19 protein-coding genes, 1 tRNA gene, 1 pseudogene and 1 riboswitch are annotated in these 23,839 nt (G+C 68.1%); of the genes and pseudogenes, 10 read left to right on the top strand and 11 right to left on the bottom strand.

Features of this window, described 5'->3' with window-relative positions; genetic code table 11:
* Positions 1-47: 47 nt before the first annotated feature.
* On the top strand, positions 48-2,459 hold the full coding sequence (locus WC597_RS07150; protein ID WP_372692644.1) for a membrane-bound PQQ-dependent dehydrogenase, glucose/quinate/shikimate family: 2,412 nt from the start codon (positions 48-50) through the stop codon (positions 2,457-2,459).
* Positions 2,460-2,632: 173 nt separating this feature from the next.
* Here WC597_RS07150 and WC597_RS07145 read toward each other — a convergent pair whose 3' ends face one another.
* Genes WC597_RS07145 through proB form a run of 3 tightly spaced genes read right to left on the bottom strand, consistent with a single transcriptional unit; the run spans position 2,633 to position 5,293 of the window.
* Positions 2,633-2,842 (bottom strand): AbrB/MazE/SpoVT family DNA-binding domain-containing protein, encoded by a 210-nt coding sequence (locus tag WC597_RS07145; protein ID WP_372692643.1) that lies wholly within the window; start codon positions 2,840-2,842, stop codon positions 2,633-2,635.
* Positions 2,843-2,879: 37 nt separating this feature from the next.
* Positions 2,880-4,142, bottom strand: a complete 1,263-nt coding sequence (locus WC597_RS07140) for a glutamate-5-semialdehyde dehydrogenase (RefSeq protein WP_372692642.1) — start codon at positions 4,140-4,142, stop codon at positions 2,880-2,882.
* Positions 4,139-5,293, bottom strand: coding sequence for a glutamate 5-kinase (proB, locus tag WC597_RS07135; protein ID WP_372692641.1), 1,155 nt, complete (start codon positions 5,291-5,293; stop codon positions 4,139-4,141). The genes WC597_RS07140 and proB overlap by 4 nt, the downstream gene beginning before the upstream one ends.
* 67 nt (positions 5,294-5,360) lie before the next feature.
* On the opposite strand from proB, the gene WC597_RS07130 reads away from it, so the two are divergent.
* From WC597_RS07130 to WC597_RS07115, 4 genes are all read left to right on the top strand, one after another.
* Positions 5,361-6,140 carry a ZIP family metal transporter gene (locus WC597_RS07130; protein ID WP_372692639.1) on the top strand — a complete coding sequence of 260 codons (780 nt, stop codon included), beginning with the start codon at positions 5,361-5,363 and terminating at the stop codon, positions 6,138-6,140.
* Between the two features lie 259 nt (positions 6,141-6,399).
* Positions 6,400-8,637, top strand: a complete 2,238-nt coding sequence (locus WC597_RS07125) for a glycoside hydrolase family 3 N-terminal domain-containing protein (RefSeq protein WP_372692638.1) — start codon at positions 6,400-6,402, stop codon at positions 8,635-8,637.
* A gap of 96 nt (positions 8,638-8,733) precedes the next feature.
* Positions 8,734-9,894 (top strand): glutamine-hydrolyzing carbamoyl-phosphate synthase small subunit, encoded by a 1,161-nt coding sequence (carA, locus tag WC597_RS07120; RefSeq protein ID WP_372692637.1) that lies wholly within the window; start codon positions 8,734-8,736, stop codon positions 9,892-9,894.
* Between the two features lie 4 nt (positions 9,895-9,898).
* Positions 9,899-10,843, top strand: coding sequence for a hypothetical protein (locus WC597_RS07115; protein WP_372692636.1), 945 nt, complete (start codon positions 9,899-9,901; stop codon positions 10,841-10,843).
* Here WC597_RS07115 and WC597_RS07110 read toward each other — a convergent pair whose 3' ends face one another.
* The 5 genes from WC597_RS07110 to WC597_RS07090 form a co-directional block, all read right to left on the bottom strand.
* The gene (locus tag WC597_RS07110; protein WP_372692635.1) at positions 10,844-11,110 is read right to left on the bottom strand and encodes a hypothetical protein; all 267 of its coding nucleotides are present in this window, start codon (positions 11,108-11,110) and stop codon (positions 10,844-10,846) included.
* A 239-nt stretch (positions 11,111-11,349) separates the two neighbouring features.
* Positions 11,350-12,204, bottom strand: coding sequence for a tetratricopeptide repeat protein (locus WC597_RS07105; protein ID WP_372692634.1), 855 nt, complete (start codon positions 12,202-12,204; stop codon positions 11,350-11,352).
* 185 nt (positions 12,205-12,389) lie between these two features.
* Positions 12,390-12,464, bottom strand: a tRNA-Glu gene (locus WC597_RS07100).
* 52 nt (positions 12,465-12,516) lie between these two features.
* A complete protein-coding gene (gene metB / locus WC597_RS07095) occupies positions 12,517-13,710 on the bottom strand; it encodes a cystathionine gamma-synthase (protein WP_372692633.1) in 1,194 nt (397 codons plus the stop codon).
* On the bottom strand, positions 13,707-14,747 hold the full coding sequence (locus tag WC597_RS07090) for a homoserine O-succinyltransferase (RefSeq protein ID WP_372692632.1): 1,041 nt from the start codon (positions 14,745-14,747) through the stop codon (positions 13,707-13,709). Before WC597_RS07090 ends, metB begins: the two co-directional genes overlap by 4 nt.
* 75 nt (positions 14,748-14,822) lie before the next feature.
* Positions 14,823-14,939: riboswitch (SAM riboswitch) on the bottom strand.
* 416 nt (positions 14,940-15,355) lie between these two features.
* Here WC597_RS07090 and WC597_RS07085 point away from each other — a divergent pair.
* The 3 genes from WC597_RS07085 (at position 15,356) to WC597_RS07075 (ending at position 18,833) form a co-directional block, all read left to right on the top strand.
* The gene (locus WC597_RS07085; protein ID WP_372692631.1) at positions 15,356-17,092 is read left to right on the top strand and encodes a homoserine dehydrogenase; all 1,737 of its coding nucleotides are present in this window, start codon (positions 15,356-15,358) and stop codon (positions 17,090-17,092) included.
* A 3-nt stretch (positions 17,093-17,095) separates the two neighbouring features.
* On the top strand, positions 17,096-18,040 hold the full coding sequence (thrB, locus tag WC597_RS07080) for a homoserine kinase (RefSeq protein WP_372692630.1): 945 nt from the start codon (positions 17,096-17,098) through the stop codon (positions 18,038-18,040).
* 478 nt (positions 18,041-18,518) lie between these two features.
* Positions 18,519-18,833 carry a CsbD family protein gene (locus WC597_RS07075; protein WP_135194776.1) on the top strand — a complete coding sequence of 105 codons (315 nt, stop codon included), beginning with the start codon at positions 18,519-18,521 and terminating at the stop codon, positions 18,831-18,833.
* Positions 18,834-18,839: 6 nt separating this feature from the next.
* On the opposite strand, the gene thrC is transcribed toward WC597_RS07075, so the two are convergent.
* Positions 18,840-20,246 (bottom strand): threonine synthase, encoded by a 1,407-nt coding sequence (gene thrC, locus WC597_RS07070; RefSeq protein WP_372692629.1) that lies wholly within the window; start codon positions 20,244-20,246, stop codon positions 18,840-18,842.
* A 207-nt stretch (positions 20,247-20,453) separates the two neighbouring features.
* Here thrC and WC597_RS07065 point away from each other — a divergent pair, with 207 nt between their 5' ends.
* Complete coding sequence (locus WC597_RS07065; RefSeq protein WP_372692628.1) at positions 20,454-21,413, top strand: retropepsin-like aspartic protease; 960 nt, start codon at positions 20,454-20,456, stop codon at positions 21,411-21,413.
* A 47-nt stretch (positions 21,414-21,460) separates the two neighbouring features.
* The gene (locus tag WC597_RS07060; RefSeq protein WP_372692627.1) at positions 21,461-22,249 is read left to right on the top strand and encodes a TSUP family transporter; all 789 of its coding nucleotides are present in this window, start codon (positions 21,461-21,463) and stop codon (positions 22,247-22,249) included.
* Between the two features lie 107 nt (positions 22,250-22,356).
* Here WC597_RS07060 and WC597_RS07055 read toward each other — a convergent pair.
* Positions 22,357-22,887 (bottom strand): annotated as a pseudogene (locus tag WC597_RS07055) (phosphoglucomutase, alpha-D-glucose phosphate-specific); the annotation flags it as partial.
* Between the two features lie 34 nt (positions 22,888-22,921).
* Positions 22,922-23,776: a neutral zinc metallopeptidase gene (locus tag WC597_RS07050; protein ID WP_372692626.1), complete on the bottom strand. Its 855-nt coding sequence runs from the start codon at positions 23,774-23,776 to the stop codon at positions 22,922-22,924.
* Positions 23,777-23,839 lie beyond the last annotated feature (63 nt).

The following is a 23,839-nucleotide window of genomic DNA, read 5'->3' as shown; positions in this document are numbered from 1 at the left end:
GCGCCCAAGCGTTGCCGAGGCTCAATCTGCAGCCAGAGAGTGCGATCATGCCGCGATGGACAACCCCGACCGGACCGGGAGGGTGGCTGACGCTGCTTCTCGGTCTTTTGCTGGCCGTGATCGGTCTGGTCCTGACCGTCGGGGGCGTGCAACTCGCGGCGCTGGGCGGCTCCTGGTATTATCTGATCGCGGGCCTGGCGCTGATCGCAGCAGGCCTTTTGCTTGTCTGGCGCGACGTGCGTGGGGCCTGGGTCTATGGGGCGGTCTTCGTCGCCACCGTGATCTGGGCGCTGTGGGAAAAGGGCCTGAACGGCTGGGCCATGGTGCCGCGCCTGGTCGGGCCTCTGGTGCTGATGTTCCTGGTGCTGGCGACCCTGCCGGTGCTGCGGTCGCGCGGCGGGGGCAAGACCGCTGGCGTCGGCGCCCTGGGCCTGGCGGTCCTGACGGTGGTGTGCGGCCTGGTCGTGGGTCAGGTGAACAAGGCCCAGGTCGACAGCCCGGTGCCGGGCGCGCGGGGACCGTTCGGCGATCCCGCACTGATCAAGGCCGGCATGGACTGGCCCGCCTATGGCGGTTCGGACGCCGCCCAGCGCTATTCGCCGCTGAATCAGATCAACAAGGACAATGTCGGCCAGCTGGAGCGGGCCTGGACCTTCCGTACGGGCGACCTGCCTGGCGAGCGGTTCGGCGCCGAGACCACGCCGCTGAAGATCGCCGACACCGTCTATCTGTGTTCGGCCCGCAACCGGATGTTCGCCCTGGACGCCAACACCGGCAAGCAGAAGTGGACCTATGATCCCAAGGTGCCGGACGAGCAGATCCCCTATACGGCCGCCTGCCGCGGCGTGACCTATTACGCCGTGCCGAACGTCGATCAGGCCCAGCCCTGCGCGACCCGCATCATCGAAGGCACGCTGGACGGCCGCATCATTTCGCTGGACGCCAAGACCGGCGTGCCTTGCCCGGCCTTCGGCACCAACGGCGCCGTCAGCATCAAGGAAGGGATGGGCGACCCCTATCCCGGCATGGTCTCGATCACCTCGCCGCCCGTCATCGTGCGCGGCGTCATCGTGACGGGCCACCAGGTGCTGGACGGCCAGAAACGCTGGAACGCCTCGGGCGTGATCCAGGGCTATGACGTCATCACCGGCCAGCTGCGCTTCGCCTGGGACATGATGCGTCCCGAAACCACCACCACGCCGCCGGCGGGCCAGACCTATACCCCCGGCACGCCCAACATGTGGACCACGGCGACGGCGGACGAGGCCCTGGGCCTGGTCTATCTGCCGATGGGCAACTCGGCCGCCGACTATTATTCCAGCCTGCGCCGGCCTCAGGAAGACCAGTATTCCAGTTCGCTGGTCGCGCTGGATGTCACGACGGGCAAGCCGCGCTGGCATTACCAGACCGTGCGTCGCGACGTGTGGGATTATGACCTGGGCTCGCAGGTGACCCTGGTCGACATGCCGACCGCAGGCGGCGTGGTTCCGGCCGTGATCCTGCCGTCCAAGCGTGGCGAGATCTTCGTGCTGGATCGCCGCACGGGCCAGCCTCTGCACGGGGTTCAGGATCGTCCGGCCCCGCGCGGCGGCGTCGAACCGGCCCAGCGCGCGGCGACCCAGCCCTATTCGCTGTTCAACTCGCTGGCCAAGCCCGACCTGCGAGAAGCGGACATGTGGGGCATGTCGCCCATCGACCAGATGGTCTGCCGCATCCAGTTCAAGAAGGCCTCCTATCAGGGCCAGTTCACGCCCCCGACCGCCGACCGTCGCTTCATCGAATATCCGGGCTACAACGGCGGTTCGGACTGGGGCAGCGTTGCGCTGGATCCGCGTCGCGGCGTGATCATCGCCAACTATAACGACATGCCCAACTACAACCGTCTGGTGCCGCGCGCCGAGGCCGACAAGCGGGGCTGGTTCCCGCGCGACGACCCTCGCTATCAGGAAGAAAAGACCGGCGAGGGCTCCAAGGCCGAGGGCGCCGGCGACCCGCAGATGGGCGTGCCCTACGCCATCGACGTCAATGCGGGCTGGCGGCTGCCCTTCACCGGCCTGCTGTGCAAGGAGCCGCCCTATGGCGGGATCCGCGCCATCGACGTGCAGAGCGGCAAGACCCTGTGGGACCGTCCGTTCGGCACGGCCCGCAAGAACGGCCCGTTCGGCATCCCCTCGATGCTGCCGCTGGAGATCGGCACGCCGAACAACGGCGGGTCGGTGGTCACGGCGGGCGGTCTGATCTTCATCGCCGCAGCGACCGACGACCTGATCCGCGCCATCGATATCGAGACGGGCAAGACCGTCTGGTCCGATGTCCTGCCCGCCGGCGGTCAGGCCAACCCGATGATCTATGAGCAGAACGGCCGCCAGTATCTGGTGATCGTGGCCGCCGGCCATCACTTCATGGAGACGCCGGAAGGAGACTATGTGATCGCCTATGCTCTGCCGCGACGCGGCTGAGTTGACGCACTAATCTCCCTCCCCCTCGGGGGAGGGTGGTCGCGCCAGCGACCGGGTGGGGGCGGCTCGGAAACGAGCCGCCTTTGCCTTTTGGAGTTGGTGCTGGACGTCCTGCCGCCCCCACCCGGCCTCGCCTGCGGCTCAGCCACCCTCCCGGGACGGGGAGGGAGAAGTCAAAGCGTGGCGTAGGCCTTGCGGTCAGTTTCGCTGTGCCATTCGTCGAAGATGGCAAAGGCTTCCGGCGTTTGTTGCACCTTGGTCAGCACGACTTGGTCACCCTGCAGTTCGTACAGCAGTTCGTCACCGTCCCGCAGGTTCAGCGCGGCGCGCACGGGCTGCGGGATGGTGGTCTTGCCTTTGGATGTCAGGCGGCTGGTGATCATGCGTCGAAGTTGAGGGGAAAGCCGCCTGCATGCAAATTCACGCCCTGATCTGGCCTTGGCCGCGCACGACGTATTTGTAGGTGGTCAGCTGCTCCGCCCCAACGGGCCCCCGCGCGTGCAGGCGGTTGGTGGAGATGCCGATTTCGCCGCCGAAGCCGAACTCGCCGCCATCGGCGAACTGGGTCGAGGCGTTGATCAGGACGATGGCGCTGTCGACACGCGCCGCGAACCGTTCGGCAGCGGCCGTGTCGGTGGTGACGATGGCCTCGGTGTGGCCCGAGCCGTAGCGGGCGATGTGGTCTGTCGCGGCGTCGAGGTCATCGACGATGCGGACGGACAGGATGGGCGCCAGATATTCGGTGGTCCAGTCGGCTTCGGTCGCGGGCGTCATGGCGGGGACCAGGGCGCGGGCGGCGGCGTCGCCGCGCAGTTCGCAGCCGGCGGCGATCAGGTCGCTGGCGACGACGGGTAGCAGGCGTTCGGCCGCCGTCCGGTCCACCAGCAGGGTCTCGGTCGCGCCGCAGACCGAGACGCGGCGCATCTTGGCGTTCAGGACGATGGCGCGGGCGGCGTCGAGGTCGGCCGCGTGGTGCAGGTAGGTGTGGTTCAGGCCTTCCAGGTGGCTGAGCACCGCCGTGCGGGCTTCGGCCTGAACACGGGCGACCAGGCTCTTGCCGCCGCGCGGGATGATGACGTCGATGGCGCCGTCCAGTCCGGTCAGCATCAGGCCCACGGCCTCGCGGTCGGGGGTGTCGACCAACTGGATCGCATCGGCGGGCAGGCCGGCCTCGGCCAGGGCTTCGGCGATCAGGGCGGCGATGGCCAAGGACGATTGCAGGCAGTCCGAGCCGCAGCGCAGGATGGCCGCATTGCCCGAGCGGATGCACAGGGCCGCGGCGTCGGCGGTGACGTTGGGCCGGCTCTCGTAGATCACGCCCAGCACGCCGATGGGGGTGCGGACGCGGGCGATGTCCAGGCCGTTGGCGGGGGTCCAGCGTTCGGTCTCGACGCCCAGGGGGTCGGGCACGGCGGCGATGGTCGCGACGGCCTGGGCCATGCCGGCGATGCGGGCGGGGCTCAGCGACAGCCGGTCGATCAGGGCCTCGGTCATGCCATTGGCGCGGGCGGCGTCCACGTCACGGGCGTTGGCGGCCAGCAGGGCCGGCTCGGCCGCCGCCAGCCTTGCGGACAGGCTTTTCAGCGCGCGGGTGCGGGCGGCGGCGGGGGCTTCGCGCAGGAGCACGGCGGCCGTGCGGGCGCGCCGGCCCAGGTCGAGCATTCGGGTCTTCAGATCGGTCATCGGTCGTCCAGCACCATGTCGTCGCGGTGGATCAGGACCGAGGCCCCGCGATAGCCCAGCAGGGTCTCGATCTCTTCCGAGCGTCGGCCGCGAAGGCGCGCGGCCTCGTCGGCGGCGTAGGCGGCGAGGCCTACGCCGACCGAACGGCCGTCCGGGTCGATCAGACGCACGCAGTCGCCCTTTTCGAAGCCGCCCGAGACACCGGTGACCCCGGCGGGCAGCAGGCTCTTGCCCGCCTTCAGCGCCGTGACGGCCCCGGCGTCCAGCGTCAGGGTTCCAGCGGGCGACAGGCTGCCGGCGATCCATTGTTTGTAGGCGGCCATCGGTCCGTCGGGTGCGGCGATCAGGGTGGCGCGGGCGCCGTCGCGAATGGCGCTGAGCGGCGACAGGGTCTGGCCCGAGGCGATGATTGTGGCGCATCCGGCCGAGCGGGCGATCTGGGCCGCCGCCAGCTTGGTCGCCATGCCGCCCGTGCCCACGCCCGCCTCGGCGTTGGCGCCACCGCCCATGGCCAGGATGTCGGGGCTCAGGGTCTCGATCAGCGGCAGGTGGGCGGCGTTCGGATCGCGGCGCGGATCGGCGGTGTAGAGGCCGTCCACGTCCGACAGCAGGATCAGCAGGTCCGCCCGCGCCAGTTGGGCCGTGCGCGCCGCCAGCCGGTCGTTGTCGCCGTAACGGATTTCCTCGGTCGCCACCGTGTCGTTCTCGTTGACAATGGGGATGACGCCGTGGGTCAGCAGGGCCTGGATCGTCGCGCGGGCGTTCAGCCAGCGACGGCGGCGTTCGGTGTCGTCGCGCGTCAGCAGCACCTGGCCGGCGATCAGGCCATGCGGGGCCAGGGCCTCGGACCAGGCGGCCATCAGCAGGGATTGTCCGACCGAGGCCGCCGCCTGCTTGTCCTCCAGCCGGGCGCCCAGGCCGGGAAGACGCCCGCGCCCCAGAGCGATGGAGCCGGAGGAGACGACGATGACCTCGCGGCCCTCGGCCTTCAACGCCGCCAGATCGGAGGCGACGGCGGCCAGCCAGTCGTGCGTCGGCTGACGCGTTGCGGCGTCGATCAGCAGGGACGAACCGATCTTGACCACGACGCGCCGGGCGGCGCTCAGCGCCGATGCAGCGTCCGGGCTTGCGGGGAGGGCGGCCTGGGACATGAAGCTTTCTCTAACGCGGCGGTTCGGGCTTGTCTCTTGCCGCGTCGCGCCGCAATGCAGGCGGATGATGGAATCCCTTTCCCCGATCGCCGCTGGCGGTCTCGGTAGTCTGGCGGCGGGCATGATGACGGCGGTCGGCGCCGCGCCCCTGCTGTTCGTCAAGAGGCCGGGGGTTCAGACCCAGAGCGCGCTGCTGGGCTTCGCCGCCGGGGTCATGCTGGCGGCGTCCTTCTTCTCGCTGATCATTCCCGGCGTGGACGTGCTGCAGGCCGGCGGGTCCAGCCAGGCGGCGGCGGCCGGCGTCATGGGGGCGGCGGTGCTGATCGGGGCGACGGTGATCGGCCTGATGAACCGGTTCGCGCCGGTGGACATGCTGGCCATCGGGCCGGCGGGGTCGCGCGACCTATCGCGGCGCATCTGGCTGTTCATCATCGCCATCACCCTGCACAACTTCCCCGAGGGCGCGGCCGTGGGCGTCAGCTTCGGCGGCGGCGACATGCATCAAGGCCTGTCCACGGCCCTGGGCATCGGCATCCAGAACATGCCCGAGGGGCTGGCGGTATCGGCGGCGATGGCGACTCTGGGCTATGGGCGTTGGCCCGCCTTCCTGGCCGCCGTGGCGTCGGGGCTGGTCGAGCCGGTCGGGGGTCTGATCGGGGCCAGCGTGGTCGATCTGCTGCCCGGCGCCCTGCCGTGGGGTCTGGGTCTGGCGGCCGGGGCCATGATCTATGTCGTCACCGCCGAGATCATTCCCGAGACCCGCGAGAAGTCCAAGGGCGAGGGGTCGATGATCGGCCTGATGATCGGCTTGGTGGGGATGATGTTCCTGGACATCGCCCTGGGATGAAGCGGGGGATGAAGCGGGAAATGAGGCCCGTGCATGAAACGCGGCGTGACCGCGCACCGGGGCGTTACATCGATTTACATGGCCGGCGGGGGTTGAAGCCGTCGGGCGCGAGAGGCTAGGCCTGCGTTCTCGCTGCTCGATGTGTCCCCCGGAATGAGCGCCAGCTTAAATGACGCGACCTCTCAAGCCTGCGGCTTCCCGTAGAAATTTCTTGTCTGGCCTGGGGCTTTTGGCCCTGATGGGCGCCGGAGTGTTCCCAATGCCTGTATCCGCCCAAGCGTCCCGCACCGTCGCGCGTCACCGCCAGAAGATCGAAGATCTGATCGCGGCCATGACTGTCGAGGAGAAGGCGGGACAACTGAACCTGTTGGCCGATCCGTTCCGCTGGATGCCCACGGCGGTGAACCCGCTGGACGGCACGGGGGACCCCGCGCGCGTCACCGCCCTGATCCGCGAAGGCAAGGTCGGCAGCCTGTTCAATGGCATCGGCGCCGAGACGGGCCGCCAGATCCAGCAGGTGGCGATGGAAGAGAGCCGGCTGAAGATCCCGCTGCTGTTCGCGGCGGACGTGATCCACGGCCTGTCCACCATCTTCCCCGTTCCGCTGGCGGAGGCTGCCGCCTTCGACACCGAACTGGCGCGGCGCACCGCGAGGGCGGCGGCGGTCGAGACGGCGGCGTCGGCCGTGCACCAGACCTACGCCCCCATGGTGGACGTGGCCCGCGACCAGCGTTGGGGCCGCAACGTCGAGGGCGCCGGCGAGGACGTTCTGCTGAACAACCTGCTGGCCGCCGCCCGCGTGCGCGGCTTCCAGGGTGAAAAGGGGCTGGACGACCGCGACGCCGTCCTGGCCACCGCCAAACACATGGCCGCCTATTCCGCCGCCGTCGGCGGGATGGAATACAACACCACCGACATGAGCGAGCAGACGCTGCGCGGGGTCTTCCTGCCGCCGTTCAAGGCGTCGGTGGACGCCGGCGCCCTGTCGATCATGAGCGCCTTCAACGACGTGAACGGCGTGCCGGCGTCGGGCAGCCGCAAGCTGCTGACCGACATCCTGCGCGGGGAGTGGGGCTTCGAGGGCTTTGTGGTCTCCGACTACACCTCCGAGCAGGAACTGGTGGCCCACGGCTTCGCCGAGGACGGTCGCGACGCCGCGCGCCTGGCGTTCAACGCCGGGGTCGATGTGTCGATGGTGTCGGGCCTGTATCTGGAGCACCTGCCCGGCCTGGTGGCCAGTGGCGAGGTGTCGATGGCGCGTCTGGACGAGGCGGTGCGCCGCGTCCTGAACACCAAGGCGGCGCTGGGCCTGTTCGACGATCCCTATCGCGGCACCGATCCGGTGCGCGAGAAGGCCGTGGTGGGCGCGCGCGAACACATCGAACTGTCGCGCGAGGCGGGCCGCAAGTCGGTCGTGCTTCTGAAGAACGACAACGGCCTGCTGCCGCTGAACAAGAGCCAGAAGATCGCCCTGATCGGCCCGTTCGCCGACGACGTGGACAATGTCTGGGGACCGTGGACCATCTGGGGCGCGCCCGAGCGTCGCGTCTCGCTGGAGGCCGGGTTCCGTGCGGCCATGAGCGATCCGCAAAAACTGACCATCGCACGCGGTTCGGGCGTCGAGACGCCGCTGGCCGGCGGGATCGACCAGGCCATCGCGGCCGCCCGCGACGCCGACGTCATCGTCCTGGCCATCGGCGAGGCGACCAATATGTCGGGCGAGGCTCAGTCGCGCACCGAGATCGTGGTGCCAGCGCCGCAGATGGCGCTGGTCGACGCCATGACGGCCCTGGGCAAGCCCATGGTCATCCTGCTGCGCAACGGCCGCGCCCTGGCGCTCGAAGGCAATGTGAAGAACGCCCAGGCCATCGTCGTGACCTGGTTCCTGGGCGAACAGATGGGCCATGCCGTCGCCGACGTCCTGTTCGGCGATCACGGCCCGTCGGCGCGCTTACCCGTCAGCTTCCCGCACAAGTCGGGCCAGCAGCCCTATTCCTACGACCGCAAGACGACCGGCCGCCCGGCCAATCCCGATCTGGCCACCGAGGAATACAAGTCCCGCTATCGCGAGACGCCCAATACGGCGCTTTATCCGTTCGGCTATGGCCTGACCTATGGCGCGATCAGCTATGGGCCGATCGAGATGCAGAGCGACAAGCTCCAGTGGGCCGGCACGCTGGACGTCGCGGTGACCGTGAACAACACCGGATCGCGCGCGGCCGAAGAGCTGGTTCAGCTCTATATCCACGACCGGGTCGCCAGCCTGACCCAGCCGGGGCGGTTGCTGAAGGACTTCAAGCGGGTGTCGCTGCGTCCGGGCCAGAGCGAGAAGGTCACCTTCACCCTGAACCCTCGCCAACTGGGCTTCATCGGGGCGGACGAGACCTGGCGCATCGAGCCGGGCCTGTTCGACGTTTGGCTGGCGCCCCACGCCCAGGGCGGGGCGACGGCGACTTTCCAGCTGATCGGACCGGCTTCGATCACCGATGGTCGTTGACCCGGACACGTTGACGGAATGGGCGGCAGGGCTTAACGACGCCGCCGTTTGCCTCCGGCCTTCGTATCGGCCGGATTCGGTTTTAGGAGCGCGCCCATGACGACCAAGCTACTTCCGGGCGCGACGGGCGTCCTCGCGCTCGCCGACGGCACCATCCTGCAAGGCATCGGCGTCGGCGCCACTGGCTCGGCCCTGGGCGAGGTGGTCTTCAACACCGCCATGACCGGCTATCAGGAAATCCTGACCGACCCGTCCTACATGAGCCAGATTCTGGCCTTCACCTTCCCGCACGTCGGCAACACCGGCACCAATGTCGAGGACATCGAACAGATCGGCGGCGGATCCGACACCTCGGCGCGGGGCGCCATCTTCCGCGACGTGCCGACCGATCCGGCCAACTATCGTTCCGACGCCAGTTTCGACGACTGGATGAAGCGTCGCGGCGTGGTGGGTCTGGCCGGGGTGGACACCCGCGCCCTGACCAAGATCATCCGCGACAAGGGCGCCCCCCACGCGGTCATCGCCCATGATCCGAACGGCGAGTTCGACCTGGATGCCCTGGTCGCCCAAGCGAAGGCCTGGACCGGCCTGGTCGGCCTGGACCTGGCCAAGCCCGCCTCGACGCTGCAGGCGTTCGAATGGGACGAGGGCCTGTGGGAATGGCCGGAAGGTCACCCGAAGACTGAAGGGCGCAAGGACGTTGTCGTCATCGACTATGGCGTGAAGCGCAACATACTGCGCGCCCTGGCCTCGACCGGCGCGCGGATCACGGTGGTTCCGGCGACGACGACGGCTGAAGAGGTTCTGGCCCGCAATCCCGACGGTGTGGTCCTGTCGAACGGCCCCGGCGATCCGGCCGCGACCGGTGAATACGCCGTCCCCGAGATTCAAAAGCTGGTCGCCAGCGGAAAACCCCTGATGGGCATCTGCCTGGGTCACCAGATGCTGGCCCTGGCCCTGGGCGCCCGGACCGTGAAGATGGATCAGGGCCACCACGGCGCCAACCATCCGGTCAAGGACCTGACCACCGGCAAGGTCGAGATCGTGTCGATGAACCACGGCTTCACCGTCGATCGCGACAGCCTGCCCGACGCCGTGACTGAAACCCACGTCAGCCTGTTCGACGGCACCAACTGCGGCATCGCGGTCAAGGACAAGCCGATCTTCAGCGTTCAGCACCACCCCGAGGCCTCGCCCGGACCGACCGACAGCCTGTATCTGTTCGACCGGTTCGCCGACCTGATGGGGCCGCGCTGACGCCATGAAACAGGGAGCTGTCCGGTCGGACTATCTGGACTGGCTGGCCCAGGCGCTGGAGGTCGGACGCGGGATCGCGCCCCTGCCCGACGGCGACGTGGTGGTCGGCTACGCCACCGGATACGACGCCGCCGACATCGCCCCCTTCGTCCTGTCCCTGCGGGCGGTGTTCGACGGTCCGGTCGCCCTGGTCGTGGACGCCGAGCCGGCCCTGCGCGCCTTCCTGGCCCAGAATGACGTGACCGCCGTTGATGCGCCCGTCTGGCGCGGATGGGCGCCCCATCCGGTGATGCAGCGGTTCGTGGCCTTCGCCGGTCTGCTGGGGGATCGTCCCGGCGCGGCCCTGGCCTGCGACGTGCGCGACGTGATTTTCCAGGCCGCGCCGTTCGCGCCGGCGCCTGAGGGTCTGGAAGCCTTCGTCGAGGCCGGGGCGCCGCTGGCCGAGCACGCCTTCAACATGAAATATCTGCGCGCCCTGTTCGGCGACGGGATCGCGGCGTCTTTAGCCGACATGGCCTGTCTGTGCGTCGGCACGATCCTGGGGCCGCGCGCCGAGGTCTCGCGCCTGTCGCGGCTGATCCTGTCGCTGGCGGCGACGCCGCGTTCGGAGTTCGGTGGAGCCTTCGGCGCCGATCAGGCGGGCTTCAACATGGCGATCCATCAGGGGTTGGTCGGCGCGTCGATCCGGGCCAACTACGGCCGCGTGGCGACCCTGGGCCTGACGCCGGGCGATGCTCTGACGTTTGCGGGCGGCAAGGTGGTCAATCCCGACGGAAGCGTCAGCCCCATCGTCCACCAGCACGACCGCCATCCGCATCTGGACGCGCCTGTCCATGCCCTGTGGGGCGGCGGGCTGGAGCACCGCAAGCGCGTGCGGCCCAAGTCGGCGGGCCAGAAGCTGGAGAAGCTGAAGGCCTCTCTGCGGCGCCGGACGCCCGAACTGCGCTGATTAAGGCAAGGGCGCGAAGCTGCGCTCTTCACGCAGGGCGCTGGCCTTCCTGACGGCGATCGGGGCGGCGTGAAGCCAATAGTCGGCGTCGTCCATCCGCTGTTCGCGGCGGCGTTCCTGCCCCCGCAGTCTGCGCAGGGCGGCGTTTTCGAGAAGGCGCGCATGCAGGGCGCGGGGCGACAGTTCGGCGATGGCGGGAGAGCCGGGGACGGCGACGGCGTCGGGGCCTTGGGGCTCCACCGCCGGGCGGGCGATGGCGATGAACATGGGTGTCTCGGTTCAGGAGGGAGAGGCGCTTCTGCGCCGAGCTAACGGTGGGTTAACCACAATCCCTGTGGATAGTTCCTGAGTGCGTCCGAAAAAAGTCCATGAATCGAAACACTTAATGCCCGGTTCCGGACAGAATGGTTACTGAAACCTTAATCCGGCATCGGAGCACTTTAGACCAAATTACCTTTGAGGGTGCCCGTGACCGCATTCTAATGGCCCACTCGCCCGGCATACGATTATTTAGAATGGCGCTTCAAATAAGCGATCAGCGGTCGAAGAAGGGTTCGGGTTACGGCCTTCGCGAGGCCGTTTCCCCGGATCGTATCGGCAATAGCTGGGCTGACAGCATAGTAAGCCGAAACAAATGCTCGACCTGATCGACGCTGAAGCAACACTCGATCTCGCCAGCCACGCAAGACGTGCAGCTCTTCCCCGAATGGCGTCCCGAATGCGGCGGTAGCGATAAAGCACCCGCTATCCGAAATAGCCTTCAGATTGTTCTGGATGTTTATATCCCTCGGGGCCAGTGCAGCGGCTCGCTCCAATAGCGGCTTGGCTGCTGCCTTGTCCCCCTTGCCGTCCGACAGCAACAATGCCTTCGTGTTGAGATAGACTGGATTGTCCGGGAAAAGCTCCAGGCTGCGGTCGATGTATTGAAGGCCGAGATCGACATTGGCGGGCCTCGCCCCCGTCAACATCGAGTTGCTGCCATAGACTTGAATGTTCGCCTGAACTTCGTTCAGCACGAAGGTCGCCTGCAAATGGTAGTTTTCCGCCTCTATCAAAGCAGCGGGACTTTCGGTCGAGACGACATCGCCACGGCGTAGCGCCGAGAGATGCGATTCCACCTGTGCCTTCAGTGCGATAAGGTCGCCTTCGTCAGATTTAAGTCTAAGCCCCTCCTCGACAAGCTGCATTGCTCGGCCAGCTTCACCTCGCGAAAGCGCTTCTCGCGCATCCTCAGCTAACGCAGCAGCCTCATCTACCCATCCACTCGACTGGTAGCCGCAGAGGCTGCACTCCCATGATTCCGCAGAATGCGAGACGTTGCTGCCATGCGCGCCGCAGCGCGGACATATCGCTTGATCCATTCTTGGGCCTCCCCCGAGCCTACCTAGAACGACGACTCGAAAGTTCGACGATCCACGTGCGAATAGTATCGCTCCGGTTGCGCCGTCAACGCGGAAAACGCAGCGGAAATATCGTGGAAAGAACCGTACAAAAAGCCAGCCCTTTTGGGCTGAAGCTGCGTGATTTCTAACGATTCCGGCCGCGGTGGCAGTCCCTAGGGGAGTCGAACCCCTCTTTTCAGGTTGAAAACCTGACGTCCTAACCGATAGACGAAGGGACCGCGGCCGGGGCGGCGCATTTGCCCCGGTTCGGTCCCTCCTGCAAGCGAAAACTTACGCGGCTTCGGCCTTCGCCGGGACCACGGCGTCCAGCGCCGGGAACAGGTCGGCGATCAGATCCTCGACATGCTCCAGCCCGACCGACAGGCGCACCAGGCCGTCGCCGATGCCGGCGACAGCGCGCTGTTCCGGCGTCATGGCGGCGTGGGTCATGGTGGCGGGGTGGGCGATCAGGCTTTCGACCCCGCCCAGCGATTCCGCCAGGGTGAAGATCTCCAGCGCCTCGACCAGGTCGCGCACGGCCTCGGTCCCGCCTTCCAGTTCGAAGCTGAGCATGGCGCCGGGGCCAGCCTGCTGGGCGGCGACCAGGGCGTGGCTGGGGTGGGACTTCAGGCCGGGATAGTGGACGGCCTTGACCGCCGGGTGGGCGTCCAGCAGTTCGGCGATCTTGCCCGCCGTGGACTGTTGCCGCTCGATACGGGCGAACAGGGTACGCACGCCCCGCAGGGTCAGATAGGCGTCGAAGGGCGAGCCGGTCACGCCGGTGCAGTTGGCCCACCAGGCCAGGGTCTGGCAGTCCTCGGCGTCGGCCGAGATGACGGCGCCGCCCACCACGTCGGAATGGCCGTTGATGAATTTGGTGGTCGAATGGACGACGAAGTCGGCCCCCAGCTTGATCGGGTTCTGCAGCGCCGGGGACAGGAAGGTGTTGTCGCAGACGACCTTGGCGCCCGCCGCATGGGCGCGGGTGCAGATGTCGGCGATGTCGACCAGACGCAGCAGGGGGTTGGACGGGGTCTCGACCAGAACCAGCTTGGGCTTCAGAGCAAGCGCCGCCTCGAAGGCGACAGGATCGCCCTGATCGACCAGCAGCAGTTCGAAATGGCCCTTCTTGGCGCGGGCGTTCAGCAGGCGACAGGTGCCGCCGTAGCAGTCGTGCGGGGCGATCAGCAGGTCGCCGGGCTCCAGCAGGGTCAGGGGCAGATCCACCGCAGCCATGCCAGTGGCGGTGATCACGGCGCCGGCGCCGCCTTCCAATTCGGTCAGGGTCTCGGCCAGGACGTCGCGCGTGGGATTGCCCGAGCGGCTGTAGTCGTATTTCCGCTTCTGCTCGAAGCCGGCGAAGGAATAGTTCGACGACAGATACAGGGGCGGCATGACCGCGCCGTGGGCCGTATCCGTATCCACGCCCGTGCGGGCGGCGATGGTGTGCGGATTGGCCGAGCGTTCGGGGGGACGACGGGTCATGCTTTGATATCCTTGAAGGCGGCGCGGAGGATGTCGCCGACGAAGGCGTCCTCCTTCAGAAAGGCGTCGTGGCCATAGAGGGAGGGCGCCTCGACGAAGCGCCACAGGGTCGGCAACCGCGCGGCCAGCTCGCGGATGTCGTCGATCGGCACCAGCCGGTCGGAGGTGAAGCCGATCAGGGTGACGGGGGTGGTGATGGCCTCGGGCGTCACGCTGTGGCGGTCCAGCGAGTCGGACATCGACAGCCAGCGGGCCGGGGTGGTGTGGGTCCGGTACGCCTGGCCGCGCGCCGTCAGATAGTCGCAGACGGGATAGGCGCCGCCGACGGCCGTGGGCGCGGTGGTCTCGAACCGGTCGTGGAATTCCTCGGCTGTGCGGTAGGTGGTCATGGCCAGCTCGCGGGCCAGGGCGACGCCCTCTTCCGGGCGGCCGGCGGCGACGGCGAACTGAAGGATGCGGCGCTGGATGCCGCGCCAGGCCGTGGCCTGGGGATGGGCGCGGTGGGCGGCGGACACGACGATCAACTGCTCGGCCCAGTCGGGGAACAGTTCTGCAAAGGCCAGACCGACCATGCCGCCATAGGAGCAGCCGACGAAGGCGGAGACGCGCTCGATCTTTAGATGGGTCAGCACCAGGGCCAGCAGGCGGGCCTGATCGTGGGTGGTGATGGTGACGGGGGTCTCGACGAACTCGGCGCCGGGCGCGAAGTCGACGGCCAGGACCTGGAACCGGCTCAGGTCGATGGGGCCGCGCACCGACACGGCGCCGGACCACCAGCCCAGGCCATTGGTCTCGGTGCGGTGGACGAACCGACCGGCCGAGATGCCGCCGGCGACGACGACGACGGGCGCGCCGATCCGGCCGTGCAGGCGGCCGACGATATTGGGCTGGTTCAGCCGTTCGCCCGAGGCCAGGCGGAAGTCGGCGGGAATGGGCACGATGACATCGCGAGCGCCGCCGCGTTCACGGGCAGGCGTCTTGGCTGACGCGATGCGACAGTCGGGGTCTTCGAACAGGGAGGTTTCAGCCAGGGTCATCGTCGTTCCGCATCGTTCTCGCTCAGCAAGGCTCGATGCGGTGACAGATCGTGGAGCGTCGTCTCGCCGATGCTCCACTCATCTCTCGCGATCCCGAAGAATCTCGCAGGAGTTGGCACCGTTTCGAGCTGTGAGACCCGATGGTTGCCCCAGCGTCAAAGGGCCTAATCCCTCGGCTGGTCTTGATGAGTGACTTTACGTTGATCAAACAGGCGGCGCCGGTCAAGCGGAAAATTCATGCCATTAGTCGCCGTCGGGCGATGTGGGCGGGTGTGAAATGATCTAAAAGCAGCCTGTCGTGAAAAAATCATCCATGGCCGCTTGACAGGATGGGGGTGGTCCAATCACCCTAGGGTCAGATTTCAACCGGACCAGCCCTGTGCAACAGCGCTCGATCATCGCCGAACTTTCCACCGTCGCTGGCCTCGCCGCGACGCGTTTCGGCATGATTACCACCGGCACGACCACCACCATCACCATGCCCTCACGGGCGGGACGAGTTTAGCGCGCCGAACCCCGGCAACCGCAGAACCCGAACCCCGCCCGGTCCGCCTGGCGGGGTTTTTCTATTTCACCCCACCCCATCCCGACTTTTTTCGAGAACCCCAATGTCCGCCTCACTCGCCGTCGTAGAACCTTCCGAGAGCCTCGACCCCAGCAGTCAGCTCGCCCCCGAAGTGGTCGTGCTGAAGTTCGGCTCGTCCATCCTGCGCAGCCCGGCCGAGGCGCCGCTGGTGGCCTCGGCCGTCTATGGCCATGTGCGGGCGGGGCGGAAGGTAGTGGCGGTGGTCTCGGCCTTCGGCGGGGCGACGGACCGGCTGCTGGGCGAGGCGCGGGCGCTGGGCCTGGCCCATTCCAACGACCTGCTGCCCGGCTATGTAGCCCTGGGCGAAGAGAAGTCGGCGGCCCTGGTGGCCATCGCCTGCGACCGGATCGGCCTGGACGCCTGCGCCCTGTCGGTGCGCGAACTGGGCATCGTCGCGGAAGGCGAGCCCGAGCATTCGCGGCCCAGCGGCCTGCGGCCCGACCATTTGAAACAGGCGCTGGACCGGCACGAGGTGGTGGTGGTTCCCGGCTTCGGCGCGGTGCGGCCGGACGGCAAGGTGGCCCTGTTGGGGCGCGGCGGATCGGACCTGACGGCGGTCTTCCTGGCGGCCGAACTGGGGCTGAAGAAGGTGCGGTTGGTCAAGGATGTGGACGGCCTTTACGACCACGATCCCAACGACAATACGGCCCCGGCCCTGCGCTATCGCCGCGCGTCCTGGGACGTGGCGCGCAAACTGGGCGGGGCGCTGGTGCAGCATGACGCCATCGACCTGGGCGAAAGCCGGGGGGTCGAGATCGAGGTGGCGGCGCTGGACCGGGCCGACGGCACGGTCATCGGCGACAAGTCGGCTCCGCCCGGACCCGCGCCCGCCCTGCCGCCGCTGAAGGTTGCAGTCGCGGGGTGCGGCGTGGTCGGCGGCGGGGTGCTGGGGCGGTTGCTCAGCGATCCCCGCTACGACGTGGTCGGGGTGCTGGTGCGCGATCCCAAGAAGGCGCGCGACGTGGCCTGTCCGGCCTCGCTGTTCACGGCGAACGCTGACGATCTGTGGGCGAAGAAGCCCGACATCGTGCTGGAGGCCCTGTCGGAAGGCGAGGCGGGTCATGCGGTGATCCGCGCCGCGCTGGAGGCCGGCTGCGACGTGGCCAGCGCCAACAAGCAGGCGGTCAGCCGCGATCCGGGCGGGCTGCAGGCCCTGGCCCAGGCGCACGGCCGACGCATCTTCTGGTCGGCCTCGGTCGGGGGCGGATCGCCGATGATCGAGACGGTGCGCGCCGCCCGCGCGGCCGGCGAGGTGGTCGGATTCGAGGCGGTGCTGAACGGCACGGTCAACTTCATGCTGGAGCGGTTGGGCGACGGCGCGGCCTTCAACGAGGCCCTGGCCGACGCCCGCGCGGCGGGCTTTGCGGAGGAAGACCCCTCGTCGGACCTGGAAGGCCTGGATGCGGCGGCCAAGGTGCGGCTGCTGTGCCACGAGGCGTTCGGCCGGTCTCCCGACGGCGATGTGCCGCGCGACCACCTGACCGAGGCCACCTCGGCCGAGGGCGGGGTGCGCCAGATCGGCGCCGCGCACCTGAAGGACGGGGTGATCAGCCCCTCGGTGTCGCTGAGCGCCGACCACGGCGATCCCCTGTTCTCCAACCTGCGCGGCGAGGGCAATGCGCTGAAGGTTTACGGCGCCGACGGCCGGGTGTGGCGCTGCCGGGGCCGAGGCGCCGGGCGCTGGGCCACGACCGAAAGCATCATGGCGGACCTGGCCGAGATCGTGCGGGCGCGCCGCGCCGATGCGGGCCTGAACTAGGTCATGGCCGTCTTCACCCCCGTTTCCCTGGCCCAGGCCAGGGGGTTCCTGGCCGGCTATGACATCGGCGAGGTGGTCGAACTGACGGCCATCGCCGAGGGGGTGGAGAACACCAACTATCGGCTGGACACGACACAGGGGCGCTTCGTCCTGACCCTGTTCGAGGGGCGAACGGACGAGGCGTCGCTGCCCTTTTGCCTGGGGCTGACGGCGCATCTGGCGTCGCGTGGCTTTGCTTGTCCCACGCCGATCGAGAACCGGGCGGGCGACTGGCTGGGGCGGCTGAACGGGCGGGCGGCGGCGGTGATCGAATGGAAGACCGGCGCCTGGCTGCGCTCGCCGTCGGCGGCCGATCAGGCGGCGGCGGGGGCGGTGCTGGCGCGGCTGCATCTGATGGCGGCCGATTTCGAACTGGGACGCGACAACCCGGTCGGACCGGCCATGTGGCGCAGGCTGGCGGATCGGTGCGCGGCGGCGGCGTCGGGAGAGGATCGGGTGCTGCTGGACCGGGTCGAAGCGGCGTTGGCGCGTCTGGGTGATCCGTTTACGGATGATCTGCCCGGTGGGGCGATCCATGCCGATTATTTTCCGGACAATATCCTGTTCGAAGACGGCGCCGTATCGGCGGTCATCGACTTCTATTTCGGCTGCACCGGCGCCTTCGCCTACGACCTGGCCATCGCCTTGTCGGCCTGGGGGTTCGACGCCGAGGGACGGGCCGTGCCGGAGGCTTTGGCGGCGTTCCGGCGCGGCTATGAGACCGTGCGGCCGTTGAGTGCGGCCGAGCGGGCGGCCCTGCCTCGGCTCGGCGAGGCGGCGGCGTTGCGGTTCACCGTGACGCGGCTGCACGACCGGATCTTCCACGACCCGGCCAACCTGGTGACTCCCAAGGATCCGGCGGTTTTCCTGCGCCGCATGGACCACTGGCGTGCGGTGGAGCCGGCCTGAGGCGGGCTGAAAAACAGGGTGCAATGTGTGCACTTCGTCTCAATCTGCAGACGGGATGCGCCTTGAGAAAGCGTGCGTGGCGGCGATGTCAAAGACCGGAGGGAGAGTGTCCCACGGTTTTCGGAGCTGTAAGGTCGAATGTCGCTGTCGGCCGGCAAGTGATTGAAATCAAGTCTCCTCGTTTCCCGATATAGGATGGTGCGACGTTCCCTCTCCCTCCCCGGACGGGGAGGGTGGCCGAGCCGCAGGCGAGGTCGGGTGGGGAGGGCAGGGCGACGCCTGATAGACTTTTGCTTGATCCAACAAGTGCGTCCCTGCCGGGCCGCCCCCACCCGGTCGCTGCGCGACCACCCTCCCCGGACGGGGAGGGAGAGACGAGTTCGTCGCCCTGCGTCCGCTCGTCGCTGGAACCGAAAGCGTAACCGGGCTTTTGATGCAGCAACGGCGAGATCGCCGCTCTCTCCCCAAGGATGACACTATGACCGACGAACAAATCAACGGCGCCGCTTCGCAAGCCCAAGGCAAGGCCCAAAAGGCTTTCGGCAATCTGGTCGGCGATCAGAAGATGCAGGTCGAGGGCGCCTATAACGACGCCAAGGGCCGTTCGCTGGAAACCTTCGGCAAGGCGATGGATTCGGTCGATCGCCTGGTTGACAAGGTGCCCGCCGATTACCGCGACAAGGCCCGCACCGTTGCCGCCGAAGCGCGCAAGCGTCCGCTGGTCACCACCCTGTCGGTCGCCGGCGTCGGCCTGATGCTGCTGGGCATGCTGACCCGCGGCGGTCGTCGCTAGAAGCGTTTAGTGGCGGCCTGAAAAGGCCGCCACGGCGTTCACCGCCGCCTCTATCGTCCCATCAATCACCGTCAACCGCTCGGGCTTGTCGCCCAGGGCGGCGATGACGTTTGCGGACTCGGGTTCGAAGCCGAGAACATCCGAGACGAAGGCGCCGAACTTGGACGGGTGGGCGGTGGACAAGGCGACGACAGGGCCTTTGGAGCGGTCCTGGCGGCGGGCGGCGGCGAGGGCCACGGCCGTGTGCGGGCAGACGACGCGGCCCCAGGCCTCATGGGCGTGGGCGATCTCGGCGCGGGTTTCGGTCTCGTCGATGGAGACGGCGCCGACCTGGGTGCGCAAAGCCGCCAGCAGGGCGGGATCGAAGGCGACGGCGCCGTCGCGGGCGAAGGTCTCGAACACGGTGCGCGTGGCCTCGGCGTCGCGGCCGGTCGCCTCGAACACCAGACGTTCGAAGTTGGACGGCGCCTGGACGTCCATCGAGACGCTGCCGCTCTCGACCGCTGCGCGGCGCGAATAGAGGCCGTCGTTGATGGCGCGAGCCAGGGCGTCGTTTTGGTTCACGGCGGCGACGAAGCCGTTGGACGGCAGGCCCATCTTGGTCGCGGCGATGCCGGCGAAGGCGTCGCCGAAGTTGCCGGTCGGCACGACGAAGGTCGCGGGCTCGCCAAGCTGGGCGGTGGCGGAGACATAGTAGGGAATCTGGCCGGCCAGCCGCGCCCAGTTGATCGAATTGACCGAGGACAGGCGGCCACGTTGGCGCAGGCTTTCGTCCGCGAGGAGGCTCTTCACCAGGCGCTGGCAGTCGTCGAAGTCCCCGCGCACGGCCAGGTTCAGGACGTTGTCGGCCTCGACCGTGGTCATCTGTTTGCGCTGCACCGGCGAGACGCGGTCCAGCGGGTGGAGCACGACCAGATCGACGGATTTCGCGCCGGCGAAGGCGCGCACGGCGGCGGCGCCGGTGTCGCCGGATGTGGCGGTCAGGATGGTCAGGCGCTCGCCCGAGGCGGCCAGGGCTTCGTCCGTCAGGCTGGCGACCAGCTGCATCGCCAGGTCCTTGAAGGCGGCGGTCGGGCCGTGAAACAGCTCCAGCACGAACAGGCCGGGCTCCAGCTCGACCAGGGGCGTGACCAGCGGATGGTCGAAACCGGCGGTCAGCCGGTCCAGGGAGCGGTCCAGGGCGCCGGCGGGCAGGGCGTCGCCGATGAAGGGGGCGATGGCCTGGAGCGCGATGGACTTGTAGTCGGGCGCGCCGGTCCAGACGTCGGGCGACAGGGTCGGCCAGGCGTTCGGCATATAGAGGCCGCCGTCGGGGGCGATGCCGCGCAGCAGGGCGTCGGAGAAATCGGTTTCGGGCGCCAGGTTCGAAACTGGGCCTCTGGTCGAGACGTAGCGGGCGCTGGAGGTGCTCATGATGGTTGAGGTCGTAGCCAGACAGGGCGGCGGCGTCATCCGGTTTCTGCCTGCATCAGGGATGATTTTGTCGGGTTTTCGCATGTTGTGGCGCGTTGGTCGCCGGGCTTCGACTTCTGACAAGCGTTGAGCGCATGTTCTTGCCCAAAGGGCGTTGCGACCATTCCCCCGCTGGCGTCGGTCGTCGCGACGGTCCATGTCTGGGCGATGAGACGACGCGATCTTCTGATCCGGCTGGGGCTGGTCGCCGGCGGTGTGGGCGGGGCCTGGTGGCTGCGCGATCATGTGGTGTGGAGGGGGCCGTCGGTCGTCCTTGCGGCGGGCGGATCGAGCGGCTGGCTGCCCTATGCCGAGCCTCGGGCGGCGACGCCGACGGTGGAGGTGACGGTCAACGGCAAGCCGGTGCGGGCGCTGATCGATTCCGGCGCGCAATATTCGGTGATCGACCGGTCGCTGGTCGAGACGCTGGGGCTGACGAACGTCTTCAATATTCCCATGGTGGCCTACGGCGTCGGCGGCGATGCGCAGGTGGGGCGTGGGACGACGCTGGACATTGTCATCGGGGGGCCTGTGGGTGCCCTGCGGCTGGACGGGTTGCGGGCGGCGATCCTGGGGCTGGGACCGTTAGCGAGCGAACAGGGGCTGGGGGCGGCGCTGATCCTGGGTCAGGACGTGCTGCGCGAGCTTGTGCTGGAGCTGGATACGGCCGAGCATCGGATGCGGTTCCTGGCGCGCGAAGGCTGGACACCGCCGCCGTCGCTGGCGTCCATAACTGTGACGCGAGCGGGCAAGGCGTTGCAGGCGGCGATCACGGTCGAGGGGGCGATGGTCAATGCGGTGATCGACACCGGCGCGTCGGCGGTGCTGGCCGTGACGCGCGAGACGGCGCAGGCGGCAGGCCTGCTGGACGGACGCGAACGGACTGCGGGCCAGAGCATCGTCCTGGGCGGCGTGGTGGGGGCGGAGACGGTGATCGTCCGCACCCTGACGATAGGGGACGAACTGTATCGTCAGGCGACGGTCGCCATATATGACGACGTCGCCGTGCCGGGCTTTCCAAAGGCGCTGGTCGGCATGGCGGCGTTCGAGAACCGGCGTCTGGCGCTGGATCTGGGCCGGCCGGGCCTGTTCGTGGAACGGCCGATGGAGATTACGGTCGGAGCCTGACGAAATCGAGGCTGGATCGGCGAGGGGGAACGGCCTAGGTCCGCGCCATGATTGAGTTTGCCCCGGAAATCATAGCCCTGTTGTTCGCCGCAGCCGTGGCGGCGGGGTTCGTGGACGCCATCGCCGGGGGCGGCGGCCTGATCACCGTGCCCGTGCTGCTGGCGGTCGGGGTCAATCCGGTGGCGGCCATCGCCACCAACAAGATCCAGGGCAGTTTCGGCACGGCGTCTGCAACCTGGACCTTCTGGCGCAAGGGGCGGATCGACTTCGCCCTGTTGAAATGGCCGCTGATCGCCACGGTCATCGGCGCCGCCCTGGGCGCCGTGGTGGTCAGTTTCGTCGATGCGACCTGGCTGATGGTGCTGCTGCCCCTGCTGCTGGCGGGGATCGCGGTCTATTTCCTAGTCGGACCCAAGGCCAGCGACGAGGATGTTCATGCGCGGCTGACGCCCTTCGCCTTCGGGGCTGTGGCGGGCGGGATCGGCTTCTATGACGCCTTCTTCGGTCCGGGCGCGGGATCGTTCTTCGCCCTGGCCCTGGTGACCCTGATGGGGATGGGGCTGACGCGCGCCACGGCCCATACCAAGGCGCTGAACTTCTCCAGCAATCTGGTGTCGGTGTTGGTGTTCGCCATCGGCGGCCATGTGCTGTGGGCCATCGGCCTGATCATGGCGGTGGGTCAGGTGCTGGGCGGGTGGCTGGGGTCGCACGCGGCCATGCGGTTCGGGCCCAAGCTGATCCGCCCGCTGCTGGTGGTGATCTGCATCGGCATGGTGATCAAGCTGCTGTCTGATCCCGCCAACCCGTTGAGGGCGTGGGTCGAGGGCCTGATTTAGCCCGCCAGCGCCGTCGCCACCACGGCCCGGGCCTCGGCCTGGACGGTCGCCAGGTGGTCGGGGCCGAGGAAGGATTCGGCGTAGATCTTGTAGACGTCCTCTGTGCCCGAGGCGCGGGCGGCGATGGCGGCGGTAGCCTCCCCGCCTGCCGGACCGCCCGAGGGGGGGTTGTATTTGATGCCGCCGTCGCGGGGCGGATTGTGCGACGGGGTGATCAGGACGCCGTCGGCTTTTCTCGTGTTCGTGCGGTTGTGGGTCAGGATGGCGTGCGACACGGCTGGGGTGGGGGTGAAGCCGTTGCGGGCGTCGATCAGGACCTCGACCCCATTGGCGATCAGGACTTCCAACGTCGTGCGCCAAGCGGGCTCGGACAGGCCGTGGGTGTCGCGGCCGACGAACAGGGGGCCGTCGATGCCTTGCGCAGCGCGATACTCGGCAATCGCCTGGCCGATAGCCAGGATGTGGGCTTCGTTGAAGGCGCCGTCCAAGCTGGATCCCCTGTGGCCCGAGGTGCCGAACACGACCCGCTGCATCGGGTCGGTCATGTCGGGCCGCGTCGTCTCATAGGCGCCGAGCAGGGCATCCAGGTCGATCAGGTCTTCGGGGCGTGCGGTCAGGCCGGCGCGGTCATGCATAATCAGTCAATCAGTCGTTGTCGGGAACAGGCGGCGGTCAGGCGCCGCCGAAGGTGTCGCAGGATGCGGGGTCGCCCGACTGATAGCCGCGCTGCAGCCATTCCACCCGCTGCGCAGAAGAGCCATGGGTGAAGCTTTCGGGAGAGACGCGGCCGCCGCTGCGCCGTTGCAGGGTGTCGTCGCCGATGGCCTGGGCGGTCTTCATGCCTTCCTCGAACTCGCCAGCATCCAGGGCGACTTGACCGTTCGAAACGGCCGAGGCGTTCCGGGCCCAGACGCCGGCGTAGCAGTCGGCTTGAAGCTCCAGCGCGACGGAATACTGGTTGGCTTCGGCCTGACCGGAGGCGCGCTGCTGGGCCTGGCGGACCTGATCCGACGTGCCGGTCAGGGTCTGGATATGATGGCCGAACTCATGGGCGATGACATAGGCGCGGGCGAAGTCGGCGCCGGAGGCTCCCAACTGGGTCTCCATCTCCTGCCAGAAGTTGAGGTCCAGATAGACGGTCTTGTCAGTCGGGCAATAGAAGGGCCCCATGGCCGATTGGCCGAAGCCGCAGCCGGTCGGAGTGCCCTGTTCGTAAAGGACGACCTTGGGCGGCTGATAGCCGTTCAGCTTCTGCGCCCAGACGTCGTTGATATTGCCGCCGATGACATCGACGAACTGGCCCGCCTGATCCTTGGGCGTGCCGGTCTGACCCTGCTGCTGTTCTGCGCCGACGCCGCCGAACTGGCTGGCGAGCTGGGTCGTCGTGGACGGATCGATGCCGAAGACGAGGTAGCCGATGATGGCCAAAACCCCCACGCCCACGCCGCCGCCCGCGATGGCGCCGCCGCCCAGGCCGCGCCGATCCTCGACGCCGCCGCCGCCCTGTCGTCCACCTTGCCAGCGCATGTCGTATCCCTCCGCCCGATCCTCGATAAGCTAGGCCGGAACGCAGGGGGAAGGGAAGGGATG

Source organism: Brevundimonas sp. (assembly GCF_041648115.1).
In the GTDB taxonomy this organism is placed as follows: domain Bacteria; phylum Pseudomonadota; class Alphaproteobacteria; order Caulobacterales; family Caulobacteraceae; genus Brevundimonas.
Note: the sequence above shows the minus strand (reverse complement) of the source record. Positions and strands in the feature narration are given on the sequence as shown.

Excerpts from the sequence above, each read along its gene's own strand:
- WC597_RS07150 (WP_372692644.1), top strand. The coding sequence starts at position 48 with ATGCCGCGATGGACAACCCCGACCGGACCGGGAGGGTGGCTGACGCTG.
- WC597_RS07145 (WP_372692643.1), bottom strand. The coding sequence starts at position 2,842 with ATGATCACCAGCCGCCTGACATCCAAAGGCAAGACCACCATCCCGCAG.
- WC597_RS07140 (WP_372692642.1), bottom strand. The coding sequence starts at position 4,142 with ATGACCGATCTGAAGACCCGAATGCTCGACCTGGGCCGGCGCGCCCGC.
- proB (WP_372692641.1), bottom strand. The coding sequence starts at position 5,293 with ATGTCCCAGGCCGCCCTCCCCGCAAGCCCGGACGCTGCATCGGCGCTG.
- WC597_RS07130 (WP_372692639.1), top strand. The coding sequence starts at position 5,361 with ATGGAATCCCTTTCCCCGATCGCCGCTGGCGGTCTCGGTAGTCTGGCG.
- WC597_RS07125 (WP_372692638.1), top strand. The coding sequence starts at position 6,400 with ATGCCTGTATCCGCCCAAGCGTCCCGCACCGTCGCGCGTCACCGCCAG.
- carA (WP_372692637.1), top strand. The coding sequence starts at position 8,734 with ATGACGACCAAGCTACTTCCGGGCGCGACGGGCGTCCTCGCGCTCGCC.
- WC597_RS07115 (WP_372692636.1), top strand. The coding sequence starts at position 9,899 with ATGAAACAGGGAGCTGTCCGGTCGGACTATCTGGACTGGCTGGCCCAG.
- WC597_RS07110 (WP_372692635.1), bottom strand. The coding sequence starts at position 11,110 with ATGTTCATCGCCATCGCCCGCCCGGCGGTGGAGCCCCAAGGCCCCGAC.
- WC597_RS07105 (WP_372692634.1), bottom strand. The coding sequence starts at position 12,204 with ATGGATCAAGCGATATGTCCGCGCTGCGGCGCGCATGGCAGCAACGTC.
- metB (WP_372692633.1), bottom strand. The coding sequence starts at position 13,710 with ATGACCCGTCGTCCCCCCGAACGCTCGGCCAATCCGCACACCATCGCC.
- WC597_RS07090 (WP_372692632.1), bottom strand. The coding sequence starts at position 14,747 with ATGACCCTGGCTGAAACCTCCCTGTTCGAAGACCCCGACTGTCGCATC.
- WC597_RS07085 (WP_372692631.1), top strand. The coding sequence starts at position 15,356 with ATGTCCGCCTCACTCGCCGTCGTAGAACCTTCCGAGAGCCTCGACCCC.
- thrB (WP_372692630.1), top strand. The coding sequence starts at position 17,096 with ATGGCCGTCTTCACCCCCGTTTCCCTGGCCCAGGCCAGGGGGTTCCTG.
- WC597_RS07075 (WP_135194776.1), top strand. The coding sequence starts at position 18,519 with ATGACCGACGAACAAATCAACGGCGCCGCTTCGCAAGCCCAAGGCAAG.
- thrC (WP_372692629.1), bottom strand. The coding sequence starts at position 20,246 with ATGAGCACCTCCAGCGCCCGCTACGTCTCGACCAGAGGCCCAGTTTCG.
- WC597_RS07065 (WP_372692628.1), top strand. The coding sequence starts at position 20,454 with ATGAGACGACGCGATCTTCTGATCCGGCTGGGGCTGGTCGCCGGCGGT.
- WC597_RS07060 (WP_372692627.1), top strand. The coding sequence starts at position 21,461 with ATGATTGAGTTTGCCCCGGAAATCATAGCCCTGTTGTTCGCCGCAGCC.
- WC597_RS07050 (WP_372692626.1), bottom strand. The coding sequence starts at position 23,776 with ATGCGCTGGCAAGGTGGACGACAGGGCGGCGGCGGCGTCGAGGATCGG.